At 58.6% G+C, this 12,948-nt stretch carries 10 protein-coding genes and 1 pseudogene; all 11 read left to right on the top strand.

The features are described from left to right. Nucleotides 1-265: hypothetical protein (locus tag C5O24_RS13985; RefSeq protein ID WP_205961077.1), on the top strand; the 265-nt coding region annotated here is incomplete at its 5' end. A 95-nt stretch (nucleotides 266-360) separates the two neighbouring features. Then, nucleotides 361-1,650, top strand: coding sequence for a phosphoribosylamine--glycine ligase (purD, locus tag C5O24_RS06885; protein WP_107681623.1), 1,290 nt, complete (start codon nucleotides 361-363; stop codon nucleotides 1,648-1,650). Then, nucleotides 1,647-2,636, top strand: a complete 990-nt coding sequence (locus C5O24_RS13980) for a hypothetical protein (protein ID WP_161553837.1) — start codon at nucleotides 1,647-1,649, stop codon at nucleotides 2,634-2,636. Before purD ends, C5O24_RS13980 begins: the two co-directional genes overlap by 4 nt. Continuing rightward, complete coding sequence (locus C5O24_RS06880; RefSeq protein ID WP_161553836.1) at nucleotides 2,615-3,652, top strand: 4-phosphoerythronate dehydrogenase; 1,038 nt, start codon at nucleotides 2,615-2,617, stop codon at nucleotides 3,650-3,652. The genes C5O24_RS13980 and C5O24_RS06880 overlap by 22 nt, the downstream gene beginning before the upstream one ends. A 109-nt stretch (nucleotides 3,653-3,761) precedes the next feature. After that, complete coding sequence (locus C5O24_RS06875; RefSeq protein ID WP_107681622.1) at nucleotides 3,762-4,517, top strand: 4-hydroxy-tetrahydrodipicolinate reductase; 756 nt, start codon at nucleotides 3,762-3,764, stop codon at nucleotides 4,515-4,517. A 33-nt stretch (nucleotides 4,518-4,550) separates the two neighbouring features. Further along, nucleotides 4,551-5,999: a signal peptidase I gene (gene lepB, locus C5O24_RS06870; RefSeq protein WP_107034950.1), complete on the top strand. Its 1,449-nt coding sequence runs from the start codon at nucleotides 4,551-4,553 to the stop codon at nucleotides 5,997-5,999. Continuing rightward, nucleotides 5,996-6,613 carry a WbqC family protein gene (locus tag C5O24_RS06865; protein ID WP_107034949.1) on the top strand — a complete coding sequence of 206 codons (618 nt, stop codon included), beginning with the start codon at nucleotides 5,996-5,998 and terminating at the stop codon, nucleotides 6,611-6,613. The genes lepB and C5O24_RS06865 overlap by 4 nt, the downstream gene beginning before the upstream one ends. A gap of 39 nt (nucleotides 6,614-6,652) precedes the next feature. After that, on the top strand, nucleotides 6,653-9,238 hold the full coding sequence (locus tag C5O24_RS06860) for a putative glycosyltransferase family protein (protein WP_107034948.1): 2,586 nt from the start codon (nucleotides 6,653-6,655) through the stop codon (nucleotides 9,236-9,238). A gap of 2 nt (nucleotides 9,239-9,240) precedes the next feature. Continuing rightward, nucleotides 9,241-9,693, top strand: a complete 453-nt coding sequence (locus tag C5O24_RS06855; protein ID WP_107034947.1) for a hypothetical protein — start codon at nucleotides 9,241-9,243, stop codon at nucleotides 9,691-9,693. Continuing rightward, nucleotides 9,690-10,610 (top strand): site-specific tyrosine recombinase XerD, encoded by a 921-nt coding sequence (gene xerD, locus C5O24_RS06850; protein WP_107034946.1) that lies wholly within the window; start codon nucleotides 9,690-9,692, stop codon nucleotides 10,608-10,610. The genes C5O24_RS06855 and xerD overlap by 4 nt, the downstream gene beginning before the upstream one ends. 174 nt (nucleotides 10,611-10,784) lie before the next feature. Further along, nucleotides 10,785-12,887: pseudogene (locus tag C5O24_RS06845) on the top strand (glycoside hydrolase family 84 protein); the annotation flags it as partial. Between the last annotated feature and the right edge of the window lie 61 nt (nucleotides 12,888-12,948).

The raw sequence follows: 12,948 nt of genomic DNA, 5'->3' as shown, positions 1-12,948 counted from the left end.
GCCCGGACGCCGCGACGACAAGCGCCGTCAGGATTCAAGCGAACGTTTCGACCGCAGAGACCGTCAGGGACGTCATCGCGACGACGAACGCCACGAATCCGCTCCCCGCGAGAATCAGGAGAATCCGCTGGCACGCCGCCGCAACCCCGAAGCCCTGAAGTCGATCACCGGACGAGGCCCCTCCCTGCCTCCGCAGCATGGCGAGAACGTAGTGATGCGCAGCCGCAGAGGCTGGCGCAACAGCAGCAACGACAGCGACAAGTAAGAGATTATCTAAGAGATTGTTTGTTTTTAACACGAAGAAGATCGCCTAAGACCTGATCAGCAACGAATCAAACCACTCCACATACCCTTTTTGACATGAAAGTAATTTTGCTCGGAAGCGGTGGTCGCGAATCGGCCCTCGCATGGAAAATGAAGCAGAGCCCGCTGCTCGAGAAACTCTATATAGCGCCCGGCAACGGCGGAACCGATGCTTTCGGAACCAATGTAGCCATATCGCCGACCGACTTCGAGGCTCTGGCCGAATTTGTCGACCGCGAAGGGATAGATCTCATAGTGGCCGGCAACGAGGATCCGCTTGTGGCGGGTCTGGCCGACTTTTTCAAGGCCAAGGGCGGCCCTGCCGTATGCGGTCCCTGCCGCGCCGGCGCAGCGCTCGAAGGGAGCAAGGATTTTGCCAAGCGTTTCATGGAGGCCAACGGCATACCCACCGCCTGCTACCGTTCTTTCACCGCCGACACTATCGAAGAGGGCTACCGTTTTCTGGAAGAGCTGAAAGCACCCTACGTGCTCAAGGCCGACGGCCTCGCCGCCGGCAAGGGAGTGCTGATACTGCCGACGCTCGACGAAGCCAAGGAATCGCTCCGCGAGATGCTTTCGGGCATGTTCGGCAAATCATCCGCCACGGTTGTGATCGAAGAGTTCCTTTCGGGCATCGAATGCTCCGTATTCGTTCTCACCGACGGCCATGGCGGCTACCGCGTGCTTCCGGTGGCAAAGGACTATAAACGCATCGGTGAAGGGGACACCGGACTTAATACCGGAGGCATGGGCGCCGTAAGCCCCGTGCCGTTTGCCGACGACACATTCATGGAGAAGGTGCGCACCCGCATAATACTCCCCACCCTTGACGGCCTCAAGCGCGAAGGGATAGACTATCGCGGCTTCATATTCCTCGGACTGATCTCAGTGGAGGGCGAGCCGATGGTGATAGAGTACAACGTCAGAATGGGTGATCCCGAGACAGAGGCTGTGATGCTCCGCGTCGATTCGGATCTGCTGCAGCTCATGAACGCCGCAGCCCATGGCGATCTCGGCGATCTCGAACTGAAAGAGAACCCGCAGACAGCCGTGACCGTAATGATGGTATCTGGCGGCTATCCCGGATCATATCCCAAAGGCAAGGAGATCACCGGCCTCGACACCGTAAGCGACAGCATCGCTTTCCATGCCGGCACAAGCCGCGGTGATGACGGACGCCTTGTCACCTCCGGTGGCCGCGTAATATCGGTCAGCTCTCTCGGCTCGGACATAGCCGAAGCCCTCGACCGCAGCTACCGATCGATCGCAGGCATAGACTTCGAAGGGAAATATTCGCGCCGCGACATAGGCCGCGACCTGATGAAGCTCCAAGGTATCGAGAAGTGACCCGTCCGGAGCAACGCCTTACCGACTTTCTGCGCTCGCGCGGATTCGCGTGGCTGCTCACAATGGTGGCCACTGCCGTGGCCTGCGTAAGTTTCATGCGCCCCATGCCGGACACTCCGGCCGACATGGGTCTGTGGCTTCCTTCGCCGGGGCTGTGGCTCTCCGACAGCCCGTCGACAAGCTTCGTCAGCGCCATAGCCGGAAGCATCGCCACCGCTCTGGCTATGGTGGCAGTGAACCGTGTATTCAATCTGCTGCGCACAGTTTCGGTGCTGTTCGCCGGTCTGTTCATGCTGCTTCAGAGCGCCACTCCGACCGAACTGACGCGTTTCAGCGGCGCGCCCCTGCTGGCCGTGGCCATGCTCATGTCAATGACCGCCCTATATGCGTCGTATCAGTCACGACACAATACCCGCAGGGTGTTTCTCATATTCATGACGATAACGACAGGGGCTATGTTTCAGTATGGTTTCATGCCGTATCTGATCGTCGCACTCATCGGTTGCTACCAGATGCGCCTGCTGAACCTGAAATGCATCCTTGCCGCTCTGACCGGCGTCGTGACCCCGCTGTGGTGCTGTCTGGCAGCAGGCATAATCGATCCGATGGCCATGCGTCTGCCTCCGATGCCCGATCCACACCTGTTTTTCAGCCTGCCGGTAGCTCCGAAACTCACCGTAGCCATCGGCGTCAGCCTGACCGCAGGCCTTGTGTGCGGCACACTCAATCTGATGAAAGTCATATCCATGAACGCCCGCACCCGCGCCATGCACGGCTTCCTTGCCGTCACAGGCATAGCAAGCGGAGTGCTATGCATCATGGATTTCAACAATGTAGTATTTTACGCAGGTCTGCTCAACGCGTGCACAGCCTTTCAGGTATCCTTCACCGTAAGGCTCTACGGCCATCGGCGCGCCTACATAGCCGTTATAGCGCTCACAGCAGCCTGTCTGTCGTGTATCTTATGGACTCTGACAACCACCTGAACGCCCGCCGCCCCGAAGTCATCATCGAGGCCAATATACCGTTTATCCGCGGCATCCTCGAACCTGTAGCCGACGTGAGCTATCTCGAACCGGAGCGATTCACGCCCGAGACGGTAGCCACAGCCGACGCCATCGTCACCCGCACCCGGGTGAAATGCTGCGAGGATCTGCTTGGAGAGAGCCGCGTCAGTTTCATAGCCTCGGCCACAATCGGTCTTGACCATGTGGATCTGCCTTGGTGCCGCAGCCATGGCATAACCGTGGTCAACGCCCCCGGCTGCAACGCCCCGGCCGTGGCACAGTACGTATTTGCCTCTCTACTTTCGCTTCCTGACTTCGGCCCGCTTGATGGGAAGACGCTCGGCGTGGTCGGCGTGGGCAACGTAGGCCGAATCGTTGCCGACTGGGGCGAACGGCTCGGGATGCGGGTGATGCGCTGCGACCCGCCACGCGCCCTCGCCGAAGGAGCGACAGGGTTCTCGTCCATCGAGGAGATCGCCGCCGAAGCCGATGCCATAACGTTCCACACCCCACTGACACGCACCGTCGACTGCCCCACATTCCATCTCTGCGACGACAGCCTGCTCGCCGGGATGACACACCGGCCGGTGATAATCAATTCCGCCCGCGGGCCGGTAGCCGACAACGAGGCACTTATCCGCGCACTGCGTGACAAGAGGATCAGCAATGTCGTGATCGACTGCTGGGAGAACGAGCCTGACATATCGCGCACACTGCTCGACATGGCCGCAGTGGCCACTCCGCACATAGCCGGATATTCACGCCAGGGCAAGATTCGCGCCACACAAATGGCGGTCGACGCCCTGACCGCACACTTCGGACTGCCGGCGACACAATGGAGCGAAAAAATGGCCGACGGCGCAAAAGCGACAATCAGCGCCGGCCTGATCGCTGCATCGTATGATCCTATGGCCGACACCGCCATGCTGCGCCGCGATCCGGCATCGTTCGAGCGACTTCGCAACCACTACCACCTGCGCGAAGAGCTGTCGTAAGCCAACGGCGACATCCGGGACAGGGCACAAACCGACTATTAACCAACGTGAAAAGCAGCTCGACTCTGCGAGTTTTTTTGTATTTTTGCGACATTATATCCGACACACGATGAAAATAGCACTGATAGGGTATGGCAAGATGGGCCATGCGATAGAAAAGATAGCGCTTGAGCGCGGCCATGAGATAGTGGCTCATGTAGACATCCACAACGGCGACGCCGCGATCGACTCCGACGCTTTCCGCTCGGCCGACGTGGCGATCGAGTTCACAACTCCCGCCACAGCCTTTGACAACATAAACGCCGCTTTCGCACAGGGAGTTCCGGTGGTGTGCGGCACTACCGGCTGGACTTCGCGCCTCGGAGAGATCAAGGAGATATGCGACGCCGGGAAAGCGACATTTTTCTGGACATCTAATTTCAGCATCGGCGTGAACATATTCTTTGCCCTCAACCGCTATCTGGCCGCCTTCATGGCCGGATTTCCGCAGTATCGCCCGACGATGAAAGAGATACACCATATCCACAAACTCGACCATCCGAGCGGGACTGCGCTTACGCTCGCCGAAGGGATCATGGACTCGGATCAGCGCATAGGCTGCTGGAGCGAGCAGATCAGCGACGACCACACACTGCTCATAGACCATGAGCGCGAGGGAGAAGTGCCCGGCACACACATAATCCGATGGGATTCGCCTGTGGACACCATCACGATCGAGCACCGTGCCAAAAGCCGCGAGGGATTCGCTCTGGGCGCCGTCGTAGCCGCCGAATGGGTAAAAGACCGCAAAGGATTCCTGACCATGCCGCAGCTCATGGAGGGGATGATCAGCAATCCAGCGCTGATGAAGACAGCAGGACTCTGAATCCACACCTAAAACACTTGACCACACAAAGCAATGGACAAAAATAAATTCGTTGCCGATCTGAAATCGCGCATCGGCTCCACCAAAGCCACGCGGTGGGTGAGATTCGGCATAGTCGCCCTCCTGTTTCTGGGCTGGGTAGCCTGGATGGGCAACTGGTGGCTTGCCCTTCTGCTCGTGCTTCTCTTCGACATCTACATCACCGGCTACATACCCTTCACATGGTGGAAAAACAGCCGATCCAAGACCGTGCGCACCGTCATGAGCTGGGTTGACGCCATAGTCTACGCCATTGTGGTGGTGTATTTTGTATTCGCTTTCGTAGGCCAGAACTATCAGATACCGTCATCGTCGCTTGAAAAATCGCTACTCGTCGGCGACTATCTGTGGGTCAACAAAATGGCCTATGGTCCGCGCGTGCCAATGACTCCGGTGCATTTCCCCCTGGTGCAGAACACCATGCCCGGATGGCTCGGAGGCACCAAGAGCTATCTTGACAGCCCGCAGATCAAATACCACCGTCTGAAAGGCTTCGACACCGTAAAGACGGGCGACATCGTGGTGTTCAACTTTCCGGCCGGCGACACCGTGGCCTCAAACATGCCCAATCCCGACTATCACACTCTGGTAAGACTCTACGGCCATGATGTGGTAAACTCCGGCGATCCGGCCTTCGGCGAGATCATTTACCGGCCGGTGGACCGTCGCGAGAACTACGTGAAACGCACGGTAGGACTGCCCGGGCAGACGATCGAGATACGCTCCGATTCGATCTATATCGACGGATCGCTGCAGCCGATGCCCGCCGAAGCCCAGCACAACTATTACTTCCAGACCAAGCGCCCGCTCACCGACTCCGACTTCGACAATCTCGGCATAGCCGTCGATGACCGCCACCGCATATCGACCTCTCCGTCGGACTACCCCGCCCTGGCCTCGCTGGGCTTCGACACAAACGCCGACGGCACCATTCCGCCGATATACTTCGGTCCGCTTACAGCCGGAATGCGCGAACAGATGCTGTCGCAACCCAATGTGTTCAGCCACCTGATGAAACAGCCCGCCCCGACCGACGACACCCTGTTTCCCGCCGGAATCGCCGACGACTGGACTCGCGCACAGTACGGTCCGATATGGATACCCCGGCGCGGCGCCACCATACCCCTCACACGCGAGAACTGGGACATCTACAACCGCTGTATCCGCAACTACGAGGGCCATAACGACGCCTATATCGACCCGGACGGCACGGTGTATATCGACGGCAAGCCGGCCGACAGCTATACCTTCGGGATGGACTACTACTTCATGATGGGCGACAACCGCGACAACTCGCTCGACTCGCGCTACTGGGGCTTCGTGCCTGAAGACCATATCGTGGGCAAGCCTATCATGATACTGCTCTCGCTTGACAAGGACAAGGGTCTGTTCAGCGGCGGAATACGCTGGAACCGGATACTGCGCAGCGCCAACCCCAAATGAACGCTCCGCTCTATCCGCCCCAGTATTGCGCGCCGGCCGCCTATTATGCCTCGATGGCACGCCGCGGCGAAGCATGCATAGCCGACGGCCTGAGATATGACAAGCGGTTCAAATCGACCCACCGGTGTCTGATTCCCGGCAACCACGGCATGATCATGCTGACTGTGCCTACAGTCAAGCCACACCGTGCCGACGCCACATGGGCCGACGTCGAAGTGTCGGATCACGGATCATGGTGGAGCGAGCATCTGACAGCCATGGAATCGACCTACGGACGCACACCCTACTTTGAATTCTACATCGACGACTTCCGGCAGATCATCGGTCCACAGGCCGTAGGCCGTAGGCTCACCGACTTCGACGGCGATCTCGATACCCTGATACGCCGTCTGCTCGGCATATCGACCGAAGTCTCGCACTCCGCCGAGCCATTACACCCCGGCTCGCTCTGCGAGCACACCCCCGATCTGACGATCGGGCAATACTGGCAGATCAGACCCACCGAACAGGCCTCAACAGGCCGACTCAGTGTGCTCGACCTACTGTTTTGCCTCGGCCCGGAAGCCCTGACGCTGCTTCTCGACGCCTCCCGCTCACCAATCCAATCGCGATAACAATCCACGAAACAAGAACTCCGATCCAATCAAAGCAACATGGAACAAATAAAGCAATTTCTGCGCTCGCGCAGCTTTATCGGCACTATCGTGTCGCTTCTGGCCATAGCCGCCATATCGCTGGCATTTTTCTATCCCGACGCCCTCGAAGGCAACGTGCTGCGTCAGCACGACATGCAGCAGGGAGCAGCCATAGGCCATGAAGCGGAAGCCTTCCGCGAAGCCACCGGCGAAACCACCCGCTGGACCAACTCATTGTTCTCCGGCATGCCCACCTTCCAGATAGCTCCCTCGTATCCCTCCAGTTCTCTGATAAGCTGGGTCAATACGCTGATGGGGCTCGGCCTGCCCTCGCCGGCCAATCTGGTGGCGATGATGATGATCGGATTTTTCATCCTGCTGCTCAGCATGAAGATGCGCTGGTATGTGGCTCTGACCGGCGCAATAGCCTACGGCTTCTCATCGTATTTCATAATCATCATAGGCGCAGGCCATATATGGAAGTTCGTCACTCTGGCCTACGTGCCGCCCACGATAGCGGGTGTGCTGCTATGCTACAGAGGCCGCTATCTTGCCGGAGGCGCCATGACGGCCTTCTTCGCCATGATGCAGATAGCCTCCAACCATGTGCAGATGACCTACTACTTCATGTTTGTCATAGCGGGCATCTCGATAGCCATACTGATATGGTCGGCCGGCAGAGGTCAGCTCCGCCGATGGCTTGCCGCCACAGGAGTGCTGGCCGTGGCGGGCATCATAGCCGCCGGCGCCAATCTGCCGAGCCTCTACAACACCTACGAATACTCCAAGGAAACAATGCGCGGAGGGCATAGCGAGCTCACGCAGCCCGACAACTGCGCCAACTCTTCGAGCGGAGGTCTTGACCGCGACTATATCACGCAGTACAGCTACGGCACAGCCGAGACATTCACCCTTCTGATTCCCGACCTCAAGGGGGGCGCATCCATGAAACCTGAGAAAGGGAGCAGCAAGATGCTCACCCTCGCCGACACCGACAAGGCCAGAGATCTTGCCGCGAAAGGAGAGATAGACCGTCAGGAACTGCAATATCTCGGCTACATGAGCCAGTATTTCGGAGAACCCGAAGGAACGAACGGACCGGTTTATGTCGGCGCACTGATCGTGGCTCTGTTCATACTCGGATGCTTCATAGTCAAAGGCCCTATCAAATGGGCGCTGCTTGCGCTTACGGCGCTGTCGATACTACTGGCACTCGGCCGCAACTGCATGTGGCTCACCGATCTGATGATCGACTACATGCCGATGTACAGCAAATTCCGCACCGTAGAGAGCATACTCGTGATAGCCGAATTCACGATGCCGCTGCTTGCCATTATGGCTCTTCAGAAACTGCTGACGACGCCCGATGCCTGGCAGCGGTTCAGGCGTCCGATGACATGGAGCTTCGGCATGGTACTGGCACTCTGCCTCGCCGGCATACTTATACCCGGCATCTACGGATCGCCCATCGGCGGTTCTGACCGCCAGATCGACGCCATGATCTCGCAGAGTCTCTCGGCGGGAGGCGCCGACCAGGCGACCCTGCAGTATTTCAGTCTGGAGAATCCCCGGATATATGCCGCTGTGGAAACGATACGCAACTCCATGGTTTCGGGCGACGCGCTCCGCAGCTTCATGATCGTGGCCGCCGGCGCGATAGTGCTTGCGGTATGCATGCGCGGACGGCTTAAAGCCGGCGTGGCGATCGGCGCGATCGGTGCTATAGTGCTGCTGGATCTGTTTACCGTCGACAAGCGCTATGTGGATTCGGAAAGCTTCGTGGCCAAGCGTCTTGCCCTGGCTCCTCAGTTCCCGCTCAGCGACGCCGACCGGGCGATCCTCGCCGACACATCGATGAACTACCGCGTGATGGACATGCAGCGTTTCTGGCAGGCCGACCCCTCGTATCACCACAAATCCATCGGAGGGTATCACGCCGCCAAACTCACCCGCTATCAGGATCTCATCGACCGGCATCTTCAGCCGCTGCTCAGCGGCAATCCGAGTGAGGCTGACTTCAGAGTGCTCGACATGCTCAACGCCCGCTACGTGATCACCGGTCAGGGAGAGGCTGTGCTCAACGACCGCGCCCTGGGCAACGCATGGATAGCCGACTCGCTGATATATGTGGACGGAGCCGATGCAGAAATGGCCGCATTATCGGAAATAGATCCCGCACAGACAGCCGTAGCCGACCGCCGCTTCACAGCCACACTCGGCGCAAGCACCATGGCGAAAACACCGGGCGACACCATATTCGAAACCACCTACGCCCCCAACCGGCTCACCTATCACGCCCGCTCGGCCAAAGGCGGCGTGGCAGTATTCTCGGAGGTCTACTTCCCCTGGGGCTGGAAAGCCACAATTGACGGCAAGGAGGCGGAAATAGGGCGCGTGAACTATCTGTTGCGCGCCATGCGTATTCCGGCCGGAAGCCACACCATAGAGATGCGCTTCGACCCCGACTCGCTCAAGACCACCACCGCCACGGCCTACGCCTCGATCATACTGGTATATCTGGCTCTCGCAGCCGCTATAGCCGCAGGCTTCAGGCGTATCATGGCCGGCCAGAGCGTATCGACGGCAGAAAAAGATGTCGACTGACGATGCTTCTCAAACACCTTAAACGCCCTATAAAGCGACGGTGGCGCGGACGCGGCAACGGCGTCCACTCACCGTTTGCCTACAGGTTTATCACCGAGGTGCTCCGTCAGAAAGACGCGTATTACGCCTACGACCAACTTGACGGCTATCTGCCGCGTCTGGCCTACAGAGTGGCGCTTTGCGTGTCGCCTCAGCATGTGACCTGCCACACCGATGACCCGGCGATAGTCCGTGCCCTGCAGCTCGGACATCGCCACGGGCTGCTCAACCGGCGTCCGATCGACGCAGACTATGTAGAACTGACAGTCAAAGGCCCCTCGTTTTCAGCCGACATAGCAGCGATGCGCGGCCGTCTTGACTCCGCCGGGTGCGGCATGCTGTTCGAGGGACGGCGCGCCGCCATCGCGGTGTGTTCAACCATACTTCCACGCACCGACTATCTGACCGACACATGACCGAACTGCGCCGCATAACCGACATGTCGCGGCTTCTCGACACCTACGAGGCTCATATAAGCCTCGAGCGCGGACTGTCGGAAAACACCCGTATCAGCTACCGGATGGATGTGGAAAAACTCACCGGCTTTCTTGCCGAAGAGTCGATAAGCCTCTCCGAGCTGAGCCTGTCGCACCTGCAGAGCTTCGCAGCCGCGCTCCACGACCTGGGCATCAGCGCCCGCTCCCAGGCCCGCATCCTGTCGGGAGTGAGATCATTCTGCCGGTTTCTACACACGGAGCATTTTCTGGCCACCGATCCGTCGCAGCTGCTCGAAACTCCAAGCATAGGCCTGCATCTGCCCGAAGTGCTCAGCGTGGAGGAGATTGATGCCATGATCGCGTCAATCGATCCGTCGACGGCCGAAGCCACGCGCAACCATGCCATCGTTGAGACCCTCTACGGCTGCGGGCTGCGCGTGTCGGAGCTTGTCAGTCTGGAGATAGGCCGCATCTATGCCGCCGAAGGGTATCTGGTGATCCGTGGCAAAGGCTCGAAAGAGCGTCTCGTGCCGGTGTCGGACACAGCCCTGGCATGGATCGAAGGATATCTGCCCGAACGCGCCGCCCTGCCGATAAAGCATGGCGAAGAGCCCTTTCTGTTTCTGAGCCGCAGAGGCACCCGCCTGACACGACAGATGATATTCACTATAATAAAACGTCTTGCCTCAGCCGCCGGCATAGCCAAGACCATATCGCCGCACACCCTGCGCCACTCCTTCGCCACACACCTGCTCGAAGGGGGCGCCAACCTGCGCGCCATACAGCAGATGCTCGGCCACGAGAGCATAGCCACGACCGAGATATACCTGCATCTCGACCGTTCGCGCCTGCGCCAGGAGATACTCGACCACCATCCACGCAACCGGCGTCACTGAACCGACTCCGGCACAAAATGAGTGAAGAGAAGTGAAAAACCGCTCCTGCGACAGCACGAAGCGACAAATGAGCTTGCGAAATAGACAGATAATAAGTAACTTTGCAGTAATCACCACACGAACGAGTGGATACCGACAGAACAAAATCATAAAAATCAATACCATTTTCCTACTATGACCATCAGCAAGTCAATCCTGACAGCCCTGGCTCTGGCAGCGATAGTGCCGGCCTGGGGACAGGACACCTTCGACCTCCAGTCGCAGCGCAAGGAGGTGCAGAACTATCTCGCCGTTCCGGGCGAAAAGCTCGACCACAAAGGCATCATCATCAATCCCACTCCCCACAGCCTCGAAACGAACGGCGCCGGCACACTCGGCATAGCCGACGGATTCAAGCTGAAAGGGGATCAGCGCTATGAAGCCGATCTGCTGAAAGCATCGATCCCCACATCGTGGAAGGGGACCCTCCTGACCATCGCCACCGGCGCAAAAGCCGCCAAGAAGCAGAAGGTGGAAGCCAAAGAGGGCGCCTACCGCCTGACCGTGGACAAGAACGGAGTGACCATCACCGGCTATGACGACAAAGGCGCTTTCTACGGCATACAGACCCTTCGCCAGCTCGTAGAAAGCCCGATAGCCTCCAACGGCACACTGCCCTACCTCACCATCGCCGACTATCCCGACCTGCCTCACCGCGGAGTCGTGGAAGGCTTCTACGGCACTCCGTGGAGCCACGAGGTGCGTCTGTCGCTGATCGACTTCTACGGCCGCAACAAGATGAACGACTATCTCTACGGCCCGAAGGATGATCCGTATCACAGTTCCCCCTACTGGCGACAGCCCTATCCCGAACAGGAGGCCAAGCAGATACACGAACTTGTGGAGGCCTGCAAGGCCAACCGCGTTAACTTTGTCTGGGCCATACATCCGGGCAAGGACATACGCTGGGACAAGGCCGACTACGACAGCCTCGTAAGCAAGCTCGACATGATGTATGACCTCGGTGTGAGATCGTTCGCACTGTTTTTTGACGATATCGAAGGCATCGGCACCGATTCCAACCGCCAGGCCGAACTGGTCAACGACCTCACCCGCGACTTTGTGGAGAAGAAGGGCGACGTGACCAACCTGATGATATGCCCCACCGACTACTCCCAGCTCTGGGCCAATCCCGGCCCGAAAGGACAGCTTGCCATCTATGGCGAGAAGCTCAATCCGAAGGCCGAAGTGTTCTGGACCGGCGCGGTGGTGTGCAGCGACCTGACCCCCGAAACCCTTGAGTTTATCGACAGCCGCATCAAACGCCCCGCACTCTACTGGTGGAACTATCCCGTTACCGACTATGCCCGCAACTATCTGCTTCAGGGTCCGGTGTATGGTCTTGACACATCGCTCACCTCAGCCCAGACCTCAGGCATAGAGAGCAACCCGATGGAGCATGGCGAAGCCTCTAAACTCGCTCTCTACGGCGTGGCCGACTACGCATGGAACGTAAGCTCGTACAACCCGATCGACAACTGGGAGCGCGGACTCTCCGAACTTGCCCCCGACCAGGCCGAAGCCTACCGCCTCTTCGCGATACATTCGGCCGACACCGAGACCGGCTACCGCCGCGACGAATCATGGGAAACCACCACTTTCCCCTTCGACAACTATACCCCCGCCCAGTTCGAGGCTCTTAAGAAAGAGTTCGAGGCCATCAGGCAGGTGGAGGGCAAGATGGACAAGATCAGCAACAAAGCCCTGCTCAAGGAGCTTAAGCCATGGCTCACACAGTTCACACGCCTCGGCGAACGCGGCGCGCGCACCCTCGATCTGATCAAGATCTTCGAGAGCGGCGACGACACAGCCTTCTGGAACAACTATCTGGCCAACCTCATGACCGATGAGGAGAAAGCCGCCTACACCGCCCACAAGTCGGGAACGATGAAGCTCCAGCCCTTCTATCAGAATGCCATGGACGGGATGCTCGAAGCGTTCTACAAAAAGGCCTCCGGCGAAGTTCCCTCGATGTATAAAGGCACCGGCAGCTACCGCAGCCTCGGCTCCGTACAGGCCAAAGCCATGCTTGACAATGACTCGACCACCTACTACCATTCGGGCAACGCCCAGCGTGCCGGACACTGGGCCGGCCTCGACCTGGGCGCAGTGCGCAAGGTGGAGGAGATCAATATACTCCAGGGCCGCAACTCGGTTGACGACGTGGATTATTTCGACAACGTGATCCTTGAGGCCTCGGCCGACGGAAAGGACTGGAAAGCCCTGACCGACTCGATGCAGCCACCATAACCAAAACACGACACCGGGCACACTGGCAACACACAGTACGGAAGAATCA

The organism is Paramuribaculum intestinale (assembly GCF_003024925.1).
GTDB classification, from domain to species: Bacteria; Bacteroidota; Bacteroidia; order Bacteroidales; family Muribaculaceae; genus Paramuribaculum; species Paramuribaculum intestinale.
This window is presented reverse-complemented; position numbering and strand designations above follow the sequence as displayed.